Source organism: Gallibacterium genomosp. 2 (assembly GCF_000771895.1).
In the GTDB taxonomy this organism is placed as follows: Bacteria; Pseudomonadota; Gammaproteobacteria; order Enterobacterales; family Pasteurellaceae; genus Gallibacterium.
Map to the genome: position 1 here is coordinate 14775 of NZ_JPXY01000022.1, position 21620 is coordinate 36394.

21 protein-coding genes and 1 riboswitch are annotated in these 21620 nt (G+C 37.9%); of the genes, 10 read left to right on the forward strand and 11 right to left on the reverse strand.

Annotation, left to right across the window (positions count from 1 at the left end):
- Positions 1-17: 17 nt before the first annotated feature.
- Entirely contained in the window at positions 18-1175 is a 1158-nt protein-coding gene (carA, locus tag P375_RS05160) for a glutamine-hydrolyzing carbamoyl-phosphate synthase small subunit (protein ID WP_039135138.1), read from the reverse strand.
- Positions 1176-1525: 350 nt separating this feature from the next.
- On the opposite strand from carA, the gene P375_RS05165 reads away from it, so the two are divergent.
- Together P375_RS05165 and P375_RS05170 are read left to right on the forward strand one after the other, a co-directional pair.
- Positions 1526-2266, forward strand: a complete 741-nt coding sequence (locus tag P375_RS05165) for an MlaA family lipoprotein (protein ID WP_039135140.1) — start codon at positions 1526-1528, stop codon at positions 2264-2266.
- A 94-nt stretch (positions 2267-2360) separates the two neighbouring features.
- Positions 2361-2855, forward strand: a complete 495-nt coding sequence (locus P375_RS05170; protein ID WP_039135142.1) for a YfbU family protein — start codon at positions 2361-2363, stop codon at positions 2853-2855.
- A 69-nt stretch (positions 2856-2924) separates the two neighbouring features.
- On the opposite strand, the gene P375_RS05175 is transcribed toward P375_RS05170, so the two are convergent.
- Positions 2925-3764, reverse strand: coding sequence for a formate/nitrite transporter family protein (locus tag P375_RS05175; RefSeq protein WP_039135144.1), 840 nt, complete (start codon positions 3762-3764; stop codon positions 2925-2927).
- Between the two features lie 180 nt (positions 3765-3944).
- Here P375_RS05175 and prfB point away from each other — a divergent pair.
- The 3 genes from prfB (at position 3945) to P375_RS05190 (ending at position 7622) form a co-directional block, all read left to right on the forward strand.
- Positions 3945-5043, forward strand: a protein-coding gene (gene prfB / locus P375_RS05180; protein ID WP_155275452.1) for a peptide chain release factor 2 whose coding sequence is annotated in 2 segments (ribosomal slippage) — positions 3945-4019 and positions 4021-5043 — 1098 coding nt in all. Because the reading frame shifts where the segments join, the coding sequence is not laid out codon by codon here.
- Between the two features lie 97 nt (positions 5044-5140).
- Positions 5141-6649 carry a lysine--tRNA ligase gene (gene lysS / locus P375_RS05185; RefSeq protein ID WP_039135146.1) on the forward strand — a complete coding sequence of 503 codons (1509 nt, stop codon included), beginning with the start codon at positions 5141-5143 and terminating at the stop codon, positions 6647-6649.
- A 145-nt stretch (positions 6650-6794) separates the two neighbouring features.
- Positions 6795-7622, forward strand: a complete 828-nt coding sequence (locus tag P375_RS05190) for a DNA ligase (protein ID WP_039135149.1) — start codon at positions 6795-6797, stop codon at positions 7620-7622.
- On the opposite strand, the gene yqfB is transcribed toward P375_RS05190, so the two are convergent.
- On the reverse strand, positions 7586-7915 hold the full coding sequence (yqfB, locus tag P375_RS05195; protein WP_039135152.1) for a N(4)-acetylcytidine aminohydrolase: 330 nt from the start codon (positions 7913-7915) through the stop codon (positions 7586-7588). The genes P375_RS05190 and yqfB overlap by 37 nt on opposite strands.
- Positions 7915-8568: a trimeric intracellular cation channel family protein gene (locus P375_RS05200; protein WP_039135155.1), complete on the reverse strand. Its 654-nt coding sequence runs from the start codon at positions 8566-8568 to the stop codon at positions 7915-7917. The genes yqfB and P375_RS05200 overlap by 1 nt, the downstream gene beginning before the upstream one ends.
- Positions 8569-8919: 351 nt before the next feature.
- Here P375_RS05200 and P375_RS05205 point away from each other — a divergent pair, with 351 nt between their 5' ends.
- From P375_RS05205 to P375_RS05215, 3 genes are all read left to right on the forward strand, one after another.
- Positions 8920-10176: an NRAMP family divalent metal transporter gene (locus P375_RS05205; RefSeq protein ID WP_039135158.1), complete on the forward strand. Its 1257-nt coding sequence runs from the start codon at positions 8920-8922 to the stop codon at positions 10174-10176.
- 90 nt (positions 10177-10266) lie between these two features.
- Complete coding sequence (locus P375_RS05210) at positions 10267-10743, forward strand: low molecular weight protein-tyrosine-phosphatase (protein WP_039135251.1); 477 nt, start codon at positions 10267-10269, stop codon at positions 10741-10743.
- Positions 10744-10816: 73 nt separating this feature from the next.
- Positions 10817-11041 carry a YdcH family protein gene (locus P375_RS05215; protein ID WP_039135161.1) on the forward strand — a complete coding sequence of 75 codons (225 nt, stop codon included), beginning with the start codon at positions 10817-10819 and terminating at the stop codon, positions 11039-11041.
- A gap of 132 nt (positions 11042-11173) precedes the next feature.
- Here the strand turns inward: P375_RS05215 and P375_RS05220 are convergent, their stop codons facing one another.
- From P375_RS05220 to metJ, 7 genes are all read right to left on the reverse strand, one after another.
- Positions 11174-12457, reverse strand: coding sequence for a TRAP transporter large permease (locus P375_RS05220; protein ID WP_039135164.1), 1284 nt, complete (start codon positions 12455-12457; stop codon positions 11174-11176).
- Between the two features lie 3 nt (positions 12458-12460).
- Positions 12461-13093, reverse strand: a complete 633-nt coding sequence (locus P375_RS05225) for a TRAP transporter small permease (protein WP_039135167.1) — start codon at positions 13091-13093, stop codon at positions 12461-12463.
- A gap of 69 nt (positions 13094-13162) precedes the next feature.
- Positions 13163-14149: a TRAP transporter substrate-binding protein gene (locus tag P375_RS05230; RefSeq protein ID WP_039135253.1), complete on the reverse strand. Its 987-nt coding sequence runs from the start codon at positions 14147-14149 to the stop codon at positions 13163-13165.
- Between the two features lie 319 nt (positions 14150-14468).
- Positions 14469-14612 (reverse strand): FeoB-associated Cys-rich membrane protein, encoded by a 144-nt coding sequence (locus tag P375_RS12130; protein WP_084598492.1) that lies wholly within the window; start codon positions 14610-14612, stop codon positions 14469-14471.
- Positions 14609-16480: a ferrous iron transport protein B gene (gene feoB, locus P375_RS05235; RefSeq protein ID WP_039135170.1), complete on the reverse strand. Its 1872-nt coding sequence runs from the start codon at positions 16478-16480 to the stop codon at positions 14609-14611. The genes P375_RS12130 and feoB overlap by 4 nt, the downstream gene beginning before the upstream one ends.
- 4 nt (positions 16481-16484) lie before the next feature.
- Positions 16485-16745: a FeoA family protein gene (locus P375_RS05240; RefSeq protein ID WP_039135174.1), complete on the reverse strand. Its 261-nt coding sequence runs from the start codon at positions 16743-16745 to the stop codon at positions 16485-16487.
- 207 nt (positions 16746-16952) lie between these two features.
- Complete coding sequence (gene metJ, locus P375_RS05245; protein WP_039135177.1) at positions 16953-17270, reverse strand: met regulon transcriptional regulator MetJ; 318 nt, start codon at positions 17268-17270, stop codon at positions 16953-16955.
- 152 nt (positions 17271-17422) lie between these two features.
- On the opposite strand from metJ, the gene metL reads away from it, so the two are divergent.
- Both metL and P375_RS05255 read left to right on the forward strand, forming a co-directional pair.
- Complete coding sequence (gene metL / locus P375_RS05250; RefSeq protein ID WP_039135179.1) at positions 17423-19852, forward strand: bifunctional aspartate kinase/homoserine dehydrogenase II; 2430 nt, start codon at positions 17423-17425, stop codon at positions 19850-19852.
- Positions 19853-20022: 170 nt separating this feature from the next.
- Positions 20023-20120, forward strand: a riboswitch (glycine riboswitch).
- Positions 20121-20207: 87 nt separating this feature from the next.
- Entirely contained in the window at positions 20208-21605 is a 1398-nt protein-coding gene (locus tag P375_RS05255) for an alanine/glycine:cation symporter family protein (RefSeq protein WP_039135182.1), read from the forward strand.
- Positions 21606-21620 lie beyond the last annotated feature (15 nt).

Consider the following 21620-nt stretch of genomic DNA (forward strand, 5'->3'; position numbering starts at 1 on the left):
TTCACTCACTTTACTGATTAACGTGCCACATAAGAAGTTGCTGTTTGGGTATGGCTTGCTATATCCATTTCGTGGATAAATTTATCAAAAAGATAAGCAACATCGTGCGGTCCCGGACTGGCTTCCGGATGCCCTTGGAACGAAAATGCGGATTGTGTTGTCAGTTCAATTCCTTGAACCGAACCATCGAATAGAGAGCGATGTGTGATACGAACATTCTGTGGCAAGCTATCAGCATCCACTTCAAAACCGTGATTTTGACTGGTAATTAACACTTTTTTGCTATCTAAATCTTCAACAGGATGGTTTCCGCCGTGATGACCAAATGCCATTTTTTTTGTTTTCCCACCAACAGCTAAACCGAGTAATTGATGTCCTAAACAGATACCGAAAATAGGTTTTTTACTTGCTAATAATTGACGGATAGCAATAATGGCGTATTCACAAGGTTCAGGATCGCCAGGGCCGTTAGAAAGAAAAATGCCATCCGGATTAAGTGCTAGCACTTCACTAGCTTGGGTATCTGCAGGAACAACCGTAATATGACAACCACGTTCCGCCAACATTCTGAGAATATTCCGTTTAACGCCGAAATCATAAGCGACAACGTGAAAACGGTAATGTTGTTGTTGAGGATAACCTATGCCAAGCTGCCAAACACATTCAGTCCATTCATAACTATTTTTACAAGTTACCTCTTTAGCGAGGTCTTTACCTGCCATTGAACCGAAACTTTGTGCTAGAGTTAATGCTTTTTGCTCATCAATTTCACCTGCCATAATGCAACCAGACATTGCACCTTTGTCTCGTAATAGACGAGTTAAGCGGCGAGTATCAATATCTGCAATTGCGACCACATTATTTTGCAGTAAATATTGATGCAAAGACATTTCACTGCGGAAGTTACTGTGTAAGAGTGGCAGATCACGAATAATTAAGCCAGCAGCGTAAACTGCATCGGATTCTACATCTTCGCTGTTGGCACCGGTATTGCCGATATGTGGATAGGTTAAGGTAACAATTTGTTTTGTGTATGAAGGATCAGTGAGGATTTCCTGATAACCAGTCATTGAAGTATTAAAAACCACTTCACCTATGGTATGTCCTAGTGCGCCAATGGCTTTACCTCGGAAAACAGAACCGTCAGCGAGGACGAGGATAGCTTGTTCAGACATCAATTACTCCTAAATAATTTTATGTGTTAGGTTGAACACTTACGAATGCTCATTAACCACAACTTAGATCAAATGGCGATTTACGCTTTTGGCTAAATTGTGCCTGAAAGTTTTCGCTAAAACCGAAAAAATCGCATTATTTTAATTGAGCAAACGATTAAATACAATGTTTCAACCGCTAACAATCTTGTTTAATTGTTAATGTTGTAGTGTACTTTATGAAATAATATGCAATATTTTTGAATATTTATTCATTTAAGGCAAGCGGTATTTTTGATTTAACGATTTTTTTCAGCCTGAAATTTGATTAGAATAAATAAAGTTTAGAGAAAAATAAAATGGGAATGACTATGGTAAGACAATTGAAAAAAACATTATTTACTGCAATGGTAATAATTCTGGTTGGTGGTTGCTCAAGCCATCAGGATAATGGAGAACGCAGTGACCCATTACAGGGGGTTAATCGTACAATGTGGAACGTAAATTATAATTATCTTGATCCCTATATTGTACGTCCTATGGCTAAAGGTTGGCGTGATTATGTGCCACAACCAGTGAAAACTGGAATTATTAATTTTGCAGATAATTTAGATGAGCCTATGAGCTTTGTTAATCGATTATTGGAAGGTAATTTTAAACAAGCAATGGTGCATTTTGACCGTTTTTGGATTAATACGATTTTTGGTTTAGGAGGCTTTATTGATCTTGCCAGTGCAAGTGAACCATTAAAAAAGCAGGAAAAGCGTGAATTTGGTGATATGTTGGGGCATTATGGTGTTGGTACTGGTGCTTATGTGATGGTGCCAGGGTATGGTGCTGCGACACCACGCCAGGACTTAGGGCATTTAGTTGATATGACTTATCCAATGTTGTCTTTTCTTGGACCTTGGGGGCTTTTGAAATGGGGAGTTCAGGGTATTGATAGTCGTTCTAGAGTATTAGATCAAGATGTTCTATTACAACGATCACAAGATCCATATGTTACTTATCGTGAGGCTTATTTCCAAAACCTTAAATTTAAAGTGAGTGATGGTAAGTCAGAAACGAAGACAAGTGAGCTGGATAAAAATATTTTAGATGAAATAGATTAATCTTTAATTTTATTGATTGAAATTAATAACTACAGTCGAAGAATCCTTTACAGTAGTTGGCAGTTTAATTTTTGATTTAGAAAAGGATAAAAATATGGAAATGACATCCATTCAACGTTTAATTTTGGCTAACCAGTATGAATTAATGGCATTATTAAATCCAGAACAGGCAGTGCATTTTCGTCGGTTGAAAACAATTGTACAGTCAGGTTTTGCAAAAGAATTGCAAGAATTGGATAAAGGCTTCTCCTATTTGGGTGAAGCGGAATGTGATGCTGTACGAGATACTTTAGAGATGTATCACGCATTACAGGTTTGCTATAACAATTTGCCGGATAAACCTGCTATCAGCGCTAACCAAATTAAATTTATTGGTTATTGTGCGATTAGAGAGAAAAAATATTGCCAATATGTGAAATTTTTGCGGGAAAGTGAAAAGCTTTACGCCGATGTTGAATTTTATGCCGATGATAATGATGCGCAAATCTGTATGGCAGAAAAATATCAAAAAATGTTGGCTGTTTGGCGTAGTTGTCCACACGAATACCACCTCAGTGCGGAAGAAATACGTCGTATTTTGGCTGCGTAACCACGCAAGAATCTAGGTAAAAAACGGTAGGTTTAAGAGCCTACCGTTTTTTCTTTATTACTTAATTACTTATTTTTTCGCTTGAATTTCTATTTCTTGATTAACCTGACCATAAATCATCATCGTAAAGACAACTGTTCCACCCAGAATATTGCCGAAACAGGTTGGTAATAAGAAAGTGATGAAGTAGTCATAAAGTGAGGCTTCACCTTGGAATACAAGATAGGCAATTTCCGCTGAACCGACAATAACGTGTGCAAAATCACCAAGAGCTATCAGATAAATAAAGAAGAAAATCATAATAAATTTTCCACTGTTGACTGATGGCATCATCCAAACGATAGAAGCAATCAGTATCCCAGCAGGGATTCCCTTTAAAATATTTTCGGAAACAGTCATCTGTTTAACGTGCATTGCAATTTCGTGCATTGCATTGACAAACTCAGGGTTAAATGCCTGATGATTTTGTAAAAATAGTGCGGCTAATGCTGTGCCTATTAAGTTTGAAATAAGCACAATAGACCATAAACGTGCGACTGCTGCGACTTTACGCCAAGTCAATGGATTAAACAGCGGTACAACAGTTGTGATAGTATTTTCCGTAAACAATTGCATTCGTCCGAGAATCACAAGTAGAAAGCCGACAGTATATCCCATATTAGTGACCAAAGGTGACCAGCTTTCGTTAGGCAAATAGGCGGTAAAAATTGCTTTAAAAACAAACGAGAATGTTACTACTAAACCGGCAGTAATACCGGAAAAGATAAGTGCTTTTGTTGGACGAGTTAGCTCTTCAATGCCATCCTGTCGAATAATTTCATATAATAATCGTGGACTAAGACGTTCATATTCCTCAATCGCCATTTTATCTCGATAGGAAAGGGTTGAAGTATCTAATTCTGATTTCATTGCGTTTCCTTTTTAGTTAAAAATTATAAAAATAATAGCGAAAACTATCTAAAAAATAGGGTGCATATCTTAACATAATGCAAAAATCACACCTAATTTTCTTGTTAAAGAAACTAGGCTAAAACAACGGAATATTTTATAATCACGCGTTCTTGAAACAGAAAGAATAAATGAAAAGATATGTTTGAAATTAATCCTGTAAAAAATAAAATCAGTGATATTAGTGAAAGAACCTTGGCACTTAGGGGGTATCTTTGACTTCGACAATAAAGTTGAACGATTAGAGGAGGTCAGCGCTGAATTGGAGCAGCCGGATGTATGGAATAATCCGGAAAAAGCACAAGCATTAGGAAAAGAACGTTCTTCATTAGAATCAGTGGTAAATACCATTAAATCTTTGCAACAAGGTTTAGATGATGTTGAAGGATTATTAGAATTAGCAATTGAAGCAGATGATCAGGCAACATTTGATGAAGCTGTTGCCGAACTGGAACAGCTGGAACAAAGTTTGGCTAAACTTGAATTTAGAAGAATGTTCAGTGGCGCCAATGATGCCGCTGATTGCTATGTAGATTTGCAAGCTGGTTCAGGTGGTACTGAAGCTCAAGACTGGACAGAAATGTTGTTACGGATGTATTTACGTTGGGCAGAGAGTAAAGGATTTAAAACTGAATTAATGGAAGTGTCCGATGGTGATGTTGCTGGCATTAAATCAGCAACCATTCGTGTTAGTGGTGAATATGCTTTTGGTTGGTTGCGAACAGAAACTGGTATTCATCGTCTGGTGCGTAAAAGCCCATTTGATTCTAATAATCGTCGCCATACCTCCTTTAGTGCGGTATTTGTTTATCCTGAAATTAATGATGATATTGATATTGAAATCAATCCGGCGGATTTACGCATTGATGTTTATCGTGCATCTGGTGCTGGCGGGCAACACGTTAACAGAACCGAGAGTGCAGTGCGAATTACTCATATCCCGACCGGTATTGTAGTGCAGTGTCAAAATGATCGTTCTCAGCATAAAAATAAAGATCAGGCGATGAAGCAGTTAAAAGCTAAATTGTATGAGCTTGAATTGAAAAAGAAAAATGCTGAAAAACAGGCATTAGAAGAGAGTAAGTCGGATATTGGTTGGGGCAGTCAGATTCGCTCTTATGTGTTGGATGATGCACGTATTAAAGATTTACGCACTGGCGTTGAAAACCGCAATACACAAGCTGTATTGGATGGTGACTTAGACAGATTTATTGAAGCAAGTTTGAAAGCTGGACTATAGCTATGCAAGGTTTGTTTAGTAAATAAAATTGACTGATTTTAGTAAGAATTGAATAACGATTTGCAAGAATATGCATTAAAAAATTAAAGGTAAAAAAATGACAGAACATACTCAAGAGTTAGATTTAAATGGAGAAATGCTTGCTCGCCGTGAAAAATTGGCAACCTTACGCCAAAAAGGCAATGCATTTCCGAATACATTCCGCCGAGACAGTTTAGCCGGTGATCTTCATCAACAATATGAAAATGAAGATGGTGAAGTATTAAAAGAGAAAGCCATTCCTGTCAGCGTAGCAGGGCGTATTATGACACGACGTAAAATGGGAAAAGCTAGTTTTATCACGTTGCAGGATATGAGTGGAAAAATCCAACTGTATGTCGCTAGGGATTTATTACCGGAAGGTGTTTATGAAGAAATTATGGCGATGCTTGATCTTGGCGATATTGTTGGAGCAAAAGGAACGCTATTCAAAACTAAAACTAATGAATTGACTGTACGTTGTACTGCTCTTGAATTGTTGACCAAAGCGTTGAGACCATTACCGGATAAATTCCACGGTTTAGCAGATCAAGAAATGCGTTACCGCCAACGCTATTTGGATCTTATTTCTAATGAAGAATCTCGTCGCACTTTTATTATTCGTTCAAAAGTGATTGCAGGTATTCGTGAATATTTTATCGGCAAAGGTTTTATCGAAGTCGAAACCCCAATGTTGCAAGTGATTCCGGGTGGGGCGGCGGCACGTCCGTTTATTACTCACCATAATGCGCTTGATATTGATATGTATCTTCGTATTGCTCCGGAACTTTATTTGAAACGCCTTGTCGTGGGCGGTTTTGAGCGTGTATTTGAGCTAAACCGTAACTTCCGGAATGAAGGGGTTTCTGTACGTCATAATCCTGAGTTTACGATGATTGAATACTATCAAGCCTATGCAGATTATCACGATTTAATGGATAATACCGAAGAATTGTTACGCAAATTAGCTTTGGATATTTTAGGTACAACTATTGTGCCTTATGGTGAATATGAATTTGATTTCGGTAAACCGTTTGAACGTATTACAATGCACGATGCCGTATTGAAATATGGTGCAGATAAAGGCATTGTTAAAGAAGATCTTTATGACTTTGAACGAGCTAAAGTGGTAGCTCAAAAACTTGGCATTGAAATTCAAAAGTCTTGGGGCTTGGGAAGTTTAGTTAATGCGATTTTTGAAGAAGTAGCAGAACATCACCTCATTCAACCAACTTTCTTAATGGCTCACCCTGCTGAAATTTCACCGTTGGCTCGTCGTAATGATGAAAATCCAGAAGTTACGGATCGTTTTGAATTATTTATTGGTGGACGTGAAATTGGTAACGGTTTCTCTGAGTTGAACGATGCGGAAGATCAAAATGAACGTTTTAATGCACAAGTAGCAGCGAAAGAAGCAGGTGATGATGAAGCAATGTTTAAAGATGAAGATTTCGTGGTGGCGTTGGAACACGGTTTGCCACCAACAGCAGGTGAAGGCTTGGGAATCGACCGTTTGGCGATGTTGTTTGCTAATGCGGAATCAATCCGTGATGTGATTTTATTCCCAGCAATGAAACATAAATCTTAAAATTTTTTAGTAACGAAAAGGTTGGTTGTGAAAGGCAATCAACCTTTTTGATTTTTGCGATCTGCTCCACATTTTTTCTCTTTTTTTGCTTATATACCCGTCAAATACTTTATGCTGAACACCTGATATTCAAAGGAGAGCATAAATGTACTATCTATATCTATTTTTAGGTTTAATTTCTTTTTCTGTGATGGCAAAAGAGTCGGTAATGTTATTGCAGGAGTATAAAGATCAAGATTTACAAGGTTGGGTGATGAGCGAAAAACTAGATGGTGTAAGAGGATATTGGGATGGAGAAAAATTGTTTACTCGTCAGGATAATCTTTTGAATCCTCCGGGTTATTTTATTAAAGATTTTCCACCATTTGCGATTGATGGGGAGCTATTCAGTGAGCGAGGCAAATTTGAGGAAATAACAAGTATTACTCGTTCTACAAAAGATAAAGGTTGGCATAAATTAAAATTATATGTATTTGATGTACCAAAAGAAAAAGGGGATTTATTACAAAGATTAGATGTACTTAGGAAATATTTGTTACAACATCCAACACCTTATATTGAAATCTTACCGCAGATGCCGATAGAGAATAAACAAGCTGTTTATCAGTTTCTTGATCAAGTAGAAAGTTTAGGTGGAGAAGGGGTTGTGGTAAGAAATCCGAAAGCGAATTATATCGTAGGGAGAAGTAGCCAAATTTTAAAGTTGAAACGTCATCAAGATGAAGAGTGTACTGTGATAGCTCACCATAAAGGAAAAGGACAATTTCATAATGTGATGGGTTCACTGACTTGTGAAAATGAACGCGGTCAATTTAAAATTGGTTCTGGTTTCAGTTTAGCTGATCGAGCTAATCCGCCGGCGATTGGTTCGATAATTACTTATAAATATCGGGGGTTAACCAAAAACGGTAAACCAAAATTTGCTACTTATTGGCGTCAACGTTCGTCAATGTCGTCTGTTGAAACTAATTGATAATGAATAACAAAAAGTTGTTCGGCATCAGGATAAATTTGACGAATTACTTTTTTTAGCTCGGTTAGTGTCATATTTTCCTGCTGTGCGTGTTTTTCTGTTAGTTGTGAAAATTGAATTGGTGTTACAGAAAGGATTTTGATTTTGGCGAACCACTGATGTTGTTCAAACGTAAAAACATCAATGATACTGCCGATTTTAAAATCTTTTTCACTATTATCACGAATAGTAATGGTTTTACTACCATTAAGTATGTTCTCTCTAAAGCATTGATAAAAAGTGATTTCCATCATTATTTTTTCCTTTTTGGTAGCTTTTCTACCCACGACCAGTTTTTATCTTCCTGATAATCAAAAACAGGGAGGCCTAAGCCAAATCGGATAGCTAGCAAACGTAATAAGAAACCGGTCACTAACGTGATTAAAATCACAATATCTTGTGAGATATTGATATGTTGTAGTCCTATATAAATAGCGGTAGCAAGAAAAGCGATACTGGCATAAAGTTCTTTTTGAAAAACCAATGGAATACGGTTGCAAAGTAGATCCCGCAGCACACCGCCAAATGCGCCTGTGATGATAGCGGCAACAGAAGCGATAATAAAACCATGCCCCATAGTGAGAGCAACTTGTGCGCCAATAATGGAAAATACGATTAAACCTAGCGCATCCAAAATTAAGAAGACCGCTTTTAAATAACGCATTAATGGTGCAATAATCACGGTCAATACCGCTGCACCGGCAACGATAACGATATATTCCGGGTGTTTTACCCAACCTAATGGATAATGACCTAAGAGAACATCCCTAACAGAACCACCACCAATAGCGGTAACGGAGGCAATAATAATAACGCCGAAAATATCCATTTTTTCTCTGCCGGCAGCTAAAGCGCCGGTGATTGATTCGGCAGTAATTCCAATTAAATAGAGAATGGTGAGTAGCATAATCTTATTGAACGATGATTCAGTATGGAAGATTGTACTAGAAACTCTACCATTTCGTTAGTTTTGTTTATTGAGTTTATTGGTAAAAAGTTTTTATGTATAAAAGATAGTCAAATAAAATAATAGGGAGCATTAAATTTTAAAAAAATTAAACGCTAATAATTATTTTGGTTTAAAAACAAACCTCTTGTTATGATTATAAGTTAGTTTTTTATACTAAAAATAAATAATAATTTAGAATTTTATATAAAAATAGCTGACTATTTTAATTATCTCTTCCTGTTGCTTTCAAAAAACATTTGTGATGATATTACAAAACTGTTTCATTTATATTAAAAAAGAGACTAATTTATGACAGCATCAATAACGACTGAAGAGCAGTCCTCTACATTAAAAAGTCGTCTTTCTGCACTAGGTCCAGGAATTTTAATGGCTTCTGCTGCGGTAGGCGGTTCTCACCTTATTGCTTCAACACAAGCGGGTGCAATTTATGGTTGGCAGTTAGCGATAATTATTATTTTAGCAAATCTGTTTAAGTATCCGTTTTTCCGTTTTGGTGTGCAGTATACGCTAGATACAAATAAGACCTTGCTTGAAGGCTATAAAGAGAAAGGAACAGCTTATTTATTCATCTTTTTTTTATTGAATGTTTTTTCTACAGTAATTAACACGGCCGCTGTATCTTTATTGTCCGCTGTTATTTTATCTTTTGTTGTACCATTACCTGTGCCAACGTTAAGTTTAACAGTATTAGTGGTGAGTACTGCGATTCTTTTATTCGGGCAATATCGACTTTTGGATGGCTTATCCAAGTTCGTGATGATTTGCCTTACTTTAGCTACTGTGTTAGCGGTTGCGATTGCTGCTTCTCGTGGTGCGGTTGCTCCGGCAGGTTATGTGGGTGAAAGCCCGTGGCAGTTAGGTGCATTAGCGTTTATTGTGGCGTTAATGGGATGGATGCCGGCACCGATTGAAATTTCTGCTATCAATTCAATGTGGGTGGTAGCGAAAAAACGCATAACCAAAGTTTCTTATCGAGATGGTATTTTTGATTTTAATGTGGGTTATATTGGTACTGCATTATTGGCTTTAGTATTTTTGGCATTAGGTGCTTTGGTTCAATATGGTTCAGGCATACCAGTTGAAATGGTGGGAGGAAAATATATTGCCCAATTAATTGGTATGTATGCTACAACTATTGGCGATTGGGCTAGGGGATTAATTGCATTGATTGCTTTCCTATGTATGTTTGGAACAACACTTACTGTTATTGATGGTTACTCTCGTTCCAATATCGAAAGTTTGCGCATTTTGTTGAAGAAGAAAGGCACAAGAGCCAGTTATTTGAATATTGCATTCGTTGCGGCATCTATTTCCGGAGCATTGATTATTTTCTTCTTTAATAATGCATTAGGACCAATGCTTAAATTTGCAATGATAGCTTCATTTGTCACCACTCCAGTGTTTTCCACTTTGAATTTGTTATTGGTATTAAAAGGCGAACATAAAGTGAAGGGCGGACTGTTGTGGCTTTCTCTTATTGGTCTATTATATCTCACCGTATTTACCTTATTATTTATTGTTTATCAGATGGGATGGTTAAGTTAAAACTTATTTTTATCACGAATTAGGCGGTAATTGTTTACCGCCTTTTCTTTGTTTATGATAAGTGCTTTTAACCAAAAAGAGAGCAGAATGATGCAGACGTTTAGTGTTTTATTTGTTTGTTTAGGTAACATTTGCCGTTCACCAATGACGGAATTTATTTTTAAACATAAATTACAGCAGGCAGATTTGTCTGAGTTGGTTAATGTAGATAGTGCTGGTACTGCCGGTTGGCATAGTGGTGAGGGAATGCATTGTGGTACAGCGGATATGTTGGAGCTACACAAAATAGACAGTAACGGTTTTTGTAGCCGTCAAATCAGAAAACAGGATTTGGCAAATTTTGATTATATTATTGCGATGGATGACAGCAATTTAGAGGATTTGGAGTGTTTTTTCGGCAAACACCCACAACAAATTTTTAAAATTACTCAGCTATGCCCAGATTTAGAAAAAGATCATATTCCTGATCCTTGGTACACACACAATTTTAATGAAACTTACCATTTGCTAGATCGCTGTTGTGATGCTTTGTTGCAAAAAGTTAAACAGAAAATAAGCAAAATGTGACGTTGTTCACAGCAGAAGAAATGGAAAAAAGCTATATTAACAATGTGTAATAATAATATAGAGGAGAATAGTTATGTTTCCAGAATATCGTGATTTGATCAGTGTGTTAAAAAATGAAGATAAACATTTTGCTCGTTTATTCGAAGAACATAATGAATTGGATCATAAGATTCATAATATGTTGGAGAAAATTGAATTCGGTACGCCGGAAGAGATAGAAAACTTGAAAAAAATTAAACTTCGTTTGAAAGATGAAATGTACGCTATTTTAAAAGAGTATGATGCGAAAAGAAAATAGTGATATTTAATTAAGCTGAAACCCAGTATTAATGCTGGGTTTCTTTTTTGTTCTTCTCCTAAAATGATTTTTAAATTTTAAGAATAAAAACAAGGCTAAATTTATGTTTAGCCCTGTTTTTCAGTGTCAGTTTTAATTCATTGCAATCCAGTTCGGTAAAGCCAAGGAGATTGCAGGAATGTAAGTAATGGCGATCAAGAATGCTAGCATTAGCATTAACCAAGGTAGTGCTGCTCTGATGACTTGTGGTAGAGTTAAGCCAGTGATAGCAGATGCTACGAATAAGTTAAGTCCGACAGGCGGTGTAATCATACCGATTTCCATATTTACTACCATAATGACCCCAAGATGAATCGGATCAATACCCAATTGAGTAGCGATAGGAAACAGAATAGGTACTAAAATCAGAATGATAGCGGAAGGTTCCATAAATGCACCGGCAATCAACAGGATAATATTGACGATAATGAGGAACTGCCAAGCGTGCAAATCCATTTCTACCACTAAGGCGGTTAATTGCTGCGGAATCTGTTCGGTTGTTAGGACGTGAGCGAAGAGCATTGCGTTAGCGATAATAAACATCAGCATAATGCTGAGTTTACCGGCTTCCAATAGGACTTTCGGACACTCTTTCAATTTAATATCTTTATAGACAAAAACGGCGACGAAGAAAGAGTAAACCGCTGCTACGGCAGCAGCTTCCGTTGGCGTAAACGCTCCGCTATAGATACCGCCGAGAATAATCACCATCAGGATTAAACCCCATAATGCACGGCGAGCCGCTTTGAACCACTCTTTCACACTGGCACGCGGTAATGCCGGCAAATTTTTAATGCGAGCGATAACATAAATACCGATCATTAAGGCAACACCTAATAATAAGCCGGGCATAACGCCAGCCATAAAGAGTCGACCGACGGATGATTCGGTTGCCGCTGCATAAACCACCATTACCACAGAAGGAGGGATAAGAATACCCAATGTACCTGCATTACAGATAATGCCTGTTCCGAATGCTTGCGGATAACCAGAACGAACCATTCCTGCAATTGCAATGGAGCCGACAGCTGCCACGGTTGCAGGACTTGAGCCGGAAAGTGCGGCGAAAAGCATACAGGAAAGAACAGATGCAATTGCCAATCCACCACGTATGTGTCCAACGGTTGCATTAGCGAAATCGATCAATCGGCGAGCCACGCCACCAGTGGTCATAAATGCACCGGCAAGCAAGAAGAATGGAATTGCTAATAAAGTATAGTGTTCAGAAGTTTCAAAAAGTTTAATCGCAACCGAGCTGATGGAATCCTGGCTGAAGAGAATTATTACAAGAGAACCGGATAATCCTAATGCAACGGAAATGGGCACTCCAATAAACATTAAAAAGAATAAACAGGCAAATAAGAAAACAATAGTCATAAATTACTCCTTATGTGCTTCAGATTCTTGTAGTTTTACTGCATCTTTTGCTTCATCAGCCAAGCCAAGATCATTTTGTTTTCCTTGTAATAAACGGATAAATATCTCAACAAAACGGGCGAAAATCATAATATAACCGATAGGAATAATCAGACCGAGATGCCAAAGTTTGATGCCAAATTGCTGTAGGTCTTCTGCACCGACTTTAGCAATGAATAAAGCTTGAACCCAATCATAACTCGCAATAAAAATAATCCCTGAATAAATAAGACAAGTAAGACAGGCAAAGATACTGATATAGCGTTGCACTGGAGTACTAAATTTTTTCACTAATGCGTCAATACCAATATGTCCGGCAGTACGAACACCATAAGATGCACCGAAAAAGATGAGCATTGCAAAAAATAATTTAGTCAGTGCGACACTCCAAGTCATTTCTTGTGCTACTGTCATACAAAAAGTAGCGATAGGCTCGAAAATAAATTCAAGGCTCGGATAAGCATCGGCTAAATCGTAGAAAGGATTATAAAGATTATTGAACATTACATAGACAAAAGTTACTAATGTCATTAACGCTAGAGAAAAACCGATCATAAATTCTTCGAGTTTTCCCCAGAGATAATTAAAGTGTTGCATAATTGCTCCTTAACCGACTTGAGCGATGAGAGTGCGATAGTCAGCCTATCGCACTTTGAGATTTGAAAATTATTTGTTGTTAGACTCTTCGGCAGCTTTAATTAAATCAGCACCGATAGCATCTTCAAATTTTTTCCAAACAGGACGCATAGCTTCACGCCATTCTTTTCTTTGTTCAGGAGTTAAAGTAGTAATTTCTGTTGTTTTGGCATCAAGAATGCGTTGTTTATCAGCAAGGTTGAATTCGTGAGATTTTTTATTGACATTATCACTGACAACATCCATTACTTCCATCAAACCTTTACGGATATCTTCAGGCAAACCTTCCCAGAATTTGGTGTTTACGATAACCATATAAGAAAGTAAACCGTGGTTGGACTCAGTAATGTATTTTTGTACTTCGTTGATCTTCTGTGAATAGATATTTGAGTATGGGTTTTCTGCACCGTTTACTACGCCGGTTTGTAACCCTTGATACATTTCACCGAAAGCCATTTTACGAGGAACAGCTTTTAATTGTTTAAACTGAGCATCAAGTACTTCGGAATTTTGTACACGGAATTTTAATCCGCGTGCATCTTTCGGCAGTACCAATTTTTTGTTGGCGGAAAGTTGTTTTAAGTCATTATTCCAGTAGCCGATACCGGTGATGCCTTTATCTTTCATACTGTTAAGCAGGCTTTTACCGGCTTCGCTTTTTTCAAAACGTTGAACGGCTTCAATATCGTCAAATAGGAACGGTAGATCGAATAATTGGATTTTTGGCGTATATTTATCGAATTTAGCCAAAGATGGCGCAAGCATTTGTACATTATTTAATAATAATGCTTCCATTTCTTTGCCGTCACCGTAAAGAGATGAGTTAGGGTAAACTTCAACGACCACTTTGCCTGGGAATTTTTCTTCAGCCAATTTTTTAAACATTAATGCACCTTGACCTTTAGGTGTATCTTCCGCTACCACGTGAGAAAACTTGATCACAATAGGATCAGCAGCCAAAGCATTGAATGATAATAGTGATCCTAATGCAGTAACAGTAGCGAGTATTTTGAACATATTTTGTTTGAATTTCATAAGTTTGATCCTCTTCTTGTGTATGAATGATATATGTGAATGCACAGATAAGACTATGTAAATGCTAAAATTTAGTAAAGTAGATTTTTTTAAAAAGTTGATCTCTTTCTCAAAAATTTAATAAAAAATTAATAAAAATGTGAGAAATGTCATATTTGTGTGTGCTTATTGAACAATATTTTGATAAATAATTCTCGAAAAAAGAAAATTAATTCTTTTGAAGTAATTAATGTAATTTTTTCTTAAATTGAAGTGTAAAAAGGAAGATAGGAGTTGAAGGTTTTCAACTCCTATACAATGCTTAATGACAAGATTTTTGTGTTTTAGAAGCAGATCCGCAACGGCAGCAATCTCCACATCCGCTTTGTCGTTTTTTGCGTAAGTTTGCGATAAGGTAGCCGACAGCGCCGATAAATAAAGCTATAACAATTAAATATTGAATCATAATCCTGCTCCTCGTGCGATATGATAAACGATATAAGCAAATAGATAAGCTAATGCGGTTAAATAGCACGTAATTAGTAAAGTCTGCTTAGCTGATTTGGTTTCGCGCTTAATAACGGCAAGCGTTGCCATACACATTGGGGCATAAACGTACCAAGCAAGGAAAGAGAATGCAGTAGCCAAACCCCAGCTATCGCGTATCAATGGAATAAGCATTTGTTGAGCGGCTTCTTCATTGGTTGAACTGACGGCATAGACTGTCCCTAACGCAGCAACTACCACTTCTCTAGCGGCAATGCCGGGTACCATTGCAATACACATTTCCCAAGTAAAGCCTAATGGGCGGAAAATTGGCTCAATTAGATGCCCCAACGCACCAGCAAAACTGTAATCGATTGGTGGTGAAACGGCATTTTCAGGCGCAGCAGGAAAGCTAACAAGCACCCATAAAATGATACTTAATGCGAAGATAATCGTTCCGGCACGTTTTAAAAATGCGCTGACACGTTCCCATAAAGTGATGACAATGTGTCTAAAATTAGGCATACGATAAGTAGGCAACTCCATCAATAATGGAAATTGCTGAATTTTACCTTTATGTTTAGCGAATAATTTTAGAATGAAAGCAATAAAGCCGGCAGAAAGCACTCCAATAGTATATAGTGCGAATAATGTTAAACCTTGTAGATTAAAAATTCCCCAGACTTGTTGATCTGGAATAACTGCTGCAATGATTAAAGTATATACTGGCAATCTTGCAGAACAAGTTAATAGAGGTGCGATTGCTATAGTAACTAAACGCTCTCTTGGGTCGGTAATGGTGCGTGCTGACATAATTGCCGGTACGGCACAAGCAAAACCGGAGAGTAAAGGGATAAAGGAGCGCCCAGATAAACCACTTTTCGCTAAGAAGCTATCTAGTAAATAAGCAGCCCTAGGCAAATATCCGGAATCTTCCAGGATAAGTAACAATGCAAATAAAATCGCAATTTGTGGTAAGAAAACTAGAACACTACTTACACCGGCAACAATACCATCAATCAATAGATCCTTAAGAATACCGTCTGGTAGAACAGATGCTAGCCATTCAGACAAAAGACTAAAACCGGTTTCAATACCATCCATAAATGGAGCAGCCCAAGCGTAAACAGCTTGGAACATTAGTAACATCACGATAATTAGAGTAAGTATGCCCCAAATGGGATGTAAGAAAATATGATCTAGCCTTTGGTGCCAACGCGGCAAAAAATTGATATTGTGTACACTTTGTTCAAGAATATGATCAACTTGTTGGAAAAGTTGTTCACTATCGAGTTGATTTGTAATCTGCTCCAATTGTTGAGATGTTTTTTGATGTGTTGATACTTGTCCGGCAAGTTGTTCCACGGCTTGTTTAATTTTCTGTTGCCCTTTTTTACTCACTGCAACTGTTCCTATGACAGGTACACCTAGTAACTCCGACATTTTATTGGTATCAATTTGCAGTCCGCGTGCATTAGCAATGTCAAACAGATTAATTGAGATCACCATTGGCAAACCAAGTGCTTTTAATTCTAGAGCCATTCGCAGAGTCATTCGCAGATTGGTAGCATCAGCAACGGCAATAATAGCATCCGGAATGTCGCCAAGATGACCTAGTAAAACATTACGAGAAACTTCCTCGTCTGGGCTTGTTGTATGTAAGCTGTAAGTTCCCGGTAGATCGAGAATAGTGATATTAGTGTGTCCGAGTAAAGTTCCTTCACGGCGATCAACCGTTACTCCGGGATAGTTGGCAATTCTAGCATTCGATCCAGTTAAAGCATTAAATAGTACGGTTTTACCACAATTGGGTGGCCCGATTAGGGCAAATTTAAGTTGATTATTCATAGAGTTATTTTAAATAGCAGAGAATCTTTTCTGCTTCTGCTTTACGTAATGAAAATTGAGAGTGATGATCCAAACGAACGACATAAGGCCCACGACCTAATAATCCTTTAGCAATAATGGTAACCGGACGATGGGAGGAAAAACCGAGATCTGCTAAACGCCGGCTAACGGAATTATCTTGGGATCCGAATGCCGGATTGGCGATAATATCTTTAATGTAGGCTTCTTGGTGTTTGGGTAATTGATGAAGAGGACATACTGACATAATGATTTCCTTACTTCTAAAATGGAATAGCCTATTTTAATCTAAATAAGAAATATTCCTAATAATATTCGTGGCAACATTTTAGCGAACAATGACTGAATAAAATTTGATATATATCAATATTAGTAAGAGAGTAAGAGGGAGGATAAGCTGAAAAAAAGGCTTATCCTTTGGTTTAGATAAAAAGTAATATGAAGGATAGATAAATTAATATTCCCAAGTGTCTGGATCTATACCTTTTTGTCGCATTAATACTTTAGCCTCTTCCGGAATCTCATCGTGACGTTCTTTTAACAAATCTTCATCGGTCGGTAAAGGTTGACCGGTAAAAGCGTGTAAGAATGCCTCACAGAGCAATTCACTATTGGTTGCGTGACGTAAATTGCGAATTTGGCGACGAGTGCGCTCGTTAGTGAGTATTTCTAATACTTTAATTGGAATTGATACAGTAATTTTTTTTACCTGTTCACTTTTTTTGCCGTGTTCCGCATAGGGACTAATATATTTCCCATCCCAATCAGCCATAGTTATTTCCTTCAAATCCACACAAGTTGTGGTATTTTAATCAAAATTTATTCTAATGACAATCTAGCCTTAAAGACATCTAGATTTCTTTATTTGATTATATATATTCGTGCTAAAATATCGCGTCTTTGTATTGATATAGGCGGAGGTTTATGATGCAGCAGGTTGTTCGTCATCAATTACATAAATTTGGCGGTAGTAGTTTAGCAAATGTTGAATGTATCAAAGGCGTTGCTTCGATTATTCAGAATTACAGTAAAGAGAATGATGTTATTGTGGTATCTGCAATTGGTAAAACCACAAATTTATTGATTGAATGGGTGGAAGCTTCACATAAAGATACAGTGGGAGCTAACCGTATTTTGCAGAATCTTCGCCATCAGTATCTGTCAATGGTTAATGCATTACTTATACAGCCGGAGCCGGTTGCTCAAGCCTTCATTGATGATATTCATCAGTTTTCCGCATTGTTAGATAAACCATTCAGTGAAGCGATTTATTCCGAAGTGGTCGGACACGGAGAGATTTGGTCGGCACGGCTGGTTAGCGCTTATCTGAATCAACAAGCTATTCCTTCCATTTTTGTTGATGCCCGTGATTTTATGGTGGCGGAGCGAACCGTTTTACCTAAGGTACAGGTTGCACAAAGCCAGCGTCGATTACAACCTATTTTAGATGCTAATCCCAATAAACGTTTGATTGTTACTGGTTTTATCAGCCGAAATACAAAAGGCGAAACCGTATTATTGGGAAGAAACGGCTCCGATTATTCTGCAACCCAAATAGCAGGGTTAGCTGGTATTGAGAATGTTACTATCTGGAGTGATGTAGCTGGAGTTTATTCTGCGGATCCTCGTCACGTAAAAAATGCTACATTATTGCCACTATTACGTTGGGATGAGGCAAATGAATTGGCACGTCTTGGCGCGCCTGTGCTGCATAGTCGCACACTAGAACCTGTTAAAGAGTTTCAATTAAAATTGCAGTTACGCAGCAGTTTGAAACCCAATGAAGGTACGAGTCGTATTGAACATATTTATTCTTCTTCAGCGCAAGGTAAAATTGTGACATCTCATAACCATATCGGTTGGATCGAATTGGTGATTCCGCAAAATCAAGTGTTAGATAGTTGGAAACAACGTTTGCAATCGTGGTTACAGGAGCATCAGTTGGAACCGTTGGTAGAGCAATTTATTGAGCAATCACGTACACTGCGTTTGATCTATACCAACGAGTATATTGATACGGCATTTATGCAGTTTAAAAAATTGCCATTAATTACTGATTCCATTTCTATTCGCTATGATTTGGCTTTGTTGGCTATTGTGGGGGCTGGAGTATGCCAAAATTCTTTACAAATGTTACGCTTTTCACAAATGCTAAAAACACAGCCGCTAGAATTTGTATGGCAATCTGAAGATAAAATCAGCGTAGTGGCGATTTTGCGTCAAGCCGTGAGTCGAGAATTATTACGCAACGTTCACGATGATCTATTTCGTGCGCATAAAACGGTTGGCTTAGTGGTATTAGGTAAAGGAGAGGTTTCAAAAACCTGGATCAGCCTGTTTAAACAGGAGCAGGAGAAGATCGCGGCACGTAGTCATTTTGATTTTTCTTTAATCGGTTTGGTTTCAAGTCAAAAAGCGTGGTTAGATTACCAAGGTATTTTGGCACATTTAAGTGAAAATAATTGGGATCAACAGTTTGAAGAATATGGTCGAGAATTGGTGCCAGAGGAATTATTGCAATGGTTGAGTCTACATCCGTTTGATGAATTGGTAGTGTTGGATTTTACCAATAGCGATGAGGTGGCGGCACATTATGAAGACTATGCAAAATATGGTTTTCACGTGATTAGTGCCAATAAACGTGCGGCTGCTTTTGATTTAGATAAATATCATCAAATAGAGAACGCTTTTTTGCAATCTGGAAGTTATTGGTTGTATAACGCTACAGTAGGTGGTGGTTTACCTATTAATCCAATCGTACACGACTTGGTAGAGAGCGGCGACACGATTTTGTCGATTGAGGGGACATTTTCCAGTACATTAGCGTGGTTATTTTACCAATATGATGGTTCTGTACCGTTTTCAATGCTATTAGAGCAAGCGTGGCAACAAGGAATGACAGAACGTGATCCGCGAGAAGATTTAAGAGGATTGGATGCGTTGCGTAAGCTATTAATTGTGGCACGTACCGCAGGTTATGATTTAGATCGTTCCGAGATTAAGGTGGAATCTTTGATTACGGAAGATATGATTGATTTGCCATTATCTGACTTTTTTGAAAAATTGGATGAGCTTGAGCCGCTAATTTATGAGCGTTATCACGATGCTGAGGAAGAGCGTGGGGTATTACGTTATGTGGTTCGCTTTTTAGCGAATGGACAGTCAAAAATTGGTTTAGAGGTGTGTAATGCTGATGATCCGATTGCGCGTGCTTTGCCGGGAGAGAATTTATTCTTAATTCGTAGTCTTTGGTATCGTGATAATCCATTGGTGATTCACGGTCCAAGTGCTGGCGTAAAAATGACTGCCGGTGCGATTCAGGCAGATTTAAATCGCTTAGTGAAATTATTGTAGTAAGGAGATCATCACTTGAGCAAGGAAGTATAACTTGCTAAAATTCGTAACGTTTTTATTCTTAGTAATAAACATCAAGTTCGGATGAAGGTAGCTGGAGAGTAGAGAATTAACTCTACGCCGACGAGGTAAACTCTTTCAGGCGCTGTTTTACAGCATGGACTGTTACTGGACGAACCCTTGGAGAGATCCACGTTAAGTGGACGCCGAAGGCGCAAAAAAATCTTAGATTTTTGAAACGCTCAGGCAAAAGGACAGGGGCAGGAAAGATAATCTTTTTTCAAATATCAGTTCTGGATATTTCTTTTTTCTTTTCTACTCCTTGTATTTAGCTTTTTTATTTACGAGGAAGTCAATGAATTTCAATCAAATTTTAGCTGAAATTGACAGCTTTATCTGGGGGCCGCCATTACTCATTTTATTAGCGGGAACCGGTATTTATTTCAGTATTCGCTTAGGTTTTTTACAAATTAAAGCATTACCACGAGCATTAAGATATTTGTTTCAAAAAGGTAATTCCGGTGAGGGCGATGTTTCTGCATTTGCTGCGTTGTGTACCGCACTTTCTGCGACTATCGGTACCGGTAATATTGTTGGTGTTGCTACAGCAATTCAAGCTGGGGGACCCGGAGCGATTTTTTGGATGTGGATTGTTGCTTTTTTTGGAATGGCGACTAAGTATGCGGAATGTCTGTTGGCAGTAAAATATCGTGTGAAAGATAAAAATGGTTTTATGGCTGGTGGGCCGATGTATTACATAGAACGTGGTCTAGGCATAAAATGGTTGGCTAAGTTATTCGCAGTATTTGGTGTGTTGGTTGCTTTTTTCGGTATCGGGACATTTCCACAAGTTAATGCTATTACACATGCTATGCAGGATACGTTCGGTGTATCAACAGTGATTAGTGCTATTGTAATGACGCTGTTGGTGGCGATGATTATTCTTGGAGGTGTTAACCGTATTGCTGTAGTATCTTCATTTATTGTGCCATTTATGGCAGTACTGTATGTTGGTACTTCGCTATTTATTTTATTAATTAATTGGAGTGTTGTGCCACAAGCGTTAGCATTAATTATTGAAAGCGCTTTTAACCCTCAAGCGGCACTAGGTGGAGCAGTTGGTTTTACTGTGCTTAAAGCGATTCAATCAGGAATGGCGAGAGGTATTTTCTCTAATGAATCTGGCTTGGGAAGTGCGCCGATCGTAGCAGCAGCAGCACAAACACAGGAACCGGTACGCCAAGGATTAATTTCAATGACAGGAACTTTTTTTGATACTATCATTGTTTGTACTATGACCGGTCTAGTCATTGTTATCAGTGGTGTTTGGCAATCAGGAGTAGAAGGGGCAGCGGTTACTAATCTTGCTTTTGCTCAAGGTTTAGGAAGCAGTATCGGTGCAACTATTGTGACAATCGGTTTATTGTTCTTCGCTTTTACCACGATGCTTGGCTGGTGTTATTATGGTGAACGTTGTTTTGTTTATTTAATCGGCATTAGGGGTATTAAAATTTTCCGTAGCTGCTTTATTTTACTGATTGCGTGCGGCGCATTTATTAAATTGGATATTATTTGGAGTTTGGCTGATATTGTTAATGGATTAATGGCAATTCCTAATTTAATTGCATTGATTGGCTTGCGCAAAGTGATTATAGCCGAAACACAGGACTATTTTGCTCGTCTGCAAATTTCTGCTAAGGATCGAGATGAAGAGATAGCAGAAAATGGCAAGTTGAGTGAAAGTTATAATTGATGCTAAAAATGCGTG

Coding starts and splice junctions, on each gene's coding strand:
- carA (WP_039135138.1), bottom strand. CDS start 1,175: ATGTCTGAACAAGCTATCCTCGTCCTCGCTGACGGTTCTGTTTTCCGA.
- P375_RS05165 (WP_039135140.1), top strand. CDS start 1,526: ATGGTAAGACAATTGAAAAAAACATTATTTACTGCAATGGTAATAATT.
- P375_RS05170 (WP_039135142.1), top strand. CDS start 2,361: ATGGAAATGACATCCATTCAACGTTTAATTTTGGCTAACCAGTATGAA.
- P375_RS05175 (WP_039135144.1), bottom strand. CDS start 3,764: ATGAAATCAGAATTAGATACTTCAACCCTTTCCTATCGAGATAAAATG.
- lysS (WP_039135146.1), top strand. CDS start 5,141: ATGACAGAACATACTCAAGAGTTAGATTTAAATGGAGAAATGCTTGCT.
- P375_RS05190 (WP_039135149.1), top strand. CDS start 6,795: ATGTACTATCTATATCTATTTTTAGGTTTAATTTCTTTTTCTGTGATG.
- yqfB (WP_039135152.1), bottom strand. CDS start 7,915: ATGATGGAAATCACTTTTTATCAATGCTTTAGAGAGAACATACTTAAT.
- P375_RS05200 (WP_039135155.1), bottom strand. CDS start 8,568: ATGCTACTCACCATTCTCTATTTAATTGGAATTACTGCCGAATCAATC.
- P375_RS05205 (WP_039135158.1), top strand. CDS start 8,920: ATGACAGCATCAATAACGACTGAAGAGCAGTCCTCTACATTAAAAAGT.
- P375_RS05210 (WP_039135251.1), top strand. CDS start 10,267: ATGCAGACGTTTAGTGTTTTATTTGTTTGTTTAGGTAACATTTGCCGT.
- P375_RS05215 (WP_039135161.1), top strand. CDS start 10,817: ATGTTTCCAGAATATCGTGATTTGATCAGTGTGTTAAAAAATGAAGAT.
- P375_RS05220 (WP_039135164.1), bottom strand. CDS start 12,457: ATGACTATTGTTTTCTTATTTGCCTGTTTATTCTTTTTAATGTTTATT.
- P375_RS05225 (WP_039135167.1), bottom strand. CDS start 13,093: ATGCAACACTTTAATTATCTCTGGGGAAAACTCGAAGAATTTATGATC.
- P375_RS05230 (WP_039135253.1), bottom strand. CDS start 14,149: ATGTTCAAAATACTCGCTACTGTTACTGCATTAGGATCACTATTATCA.
- P375_RS12130 (WP_084598492.1), bottom strand. CDS start 14,612: ATGATTCAATATTTAATTGTTATAGCTTTATTTATCGGCGCTGTCGGC.
- feoB (WP_039135170.1), bottom strand. CDS start 16,480: ATGAATAATCAACTTAAATTTGCCCTAATCGGGCCACCCAATTGTGGT.
- P375_RS05240 (WP_039135174.1), bottom strand. CDS start 16,745: ATGTCAGTATGTCCTCTTCATCAATTACCCAAACACCAAGAAGCCTAC.
- metJ (WP_039135177.1), bottom strand. CDS start 17,270: ATGGCTGATTGGGATGGGAAATATATTAGTCCCTATGCGGAACACGGC.
- metL (WP_039135179.1), top strand. CDS start 17,423: ATGATGCAGCAGGTTGTTCGTCATCAATTACATAAATTTGGCGGTAGT.
- P375_RS05255 (WP_039135182.1), top strand. CDS start 20,208: ATGAATTTCAATCAAATTTTAGCTGAAATTGACAGCTTTATCTGGGGG.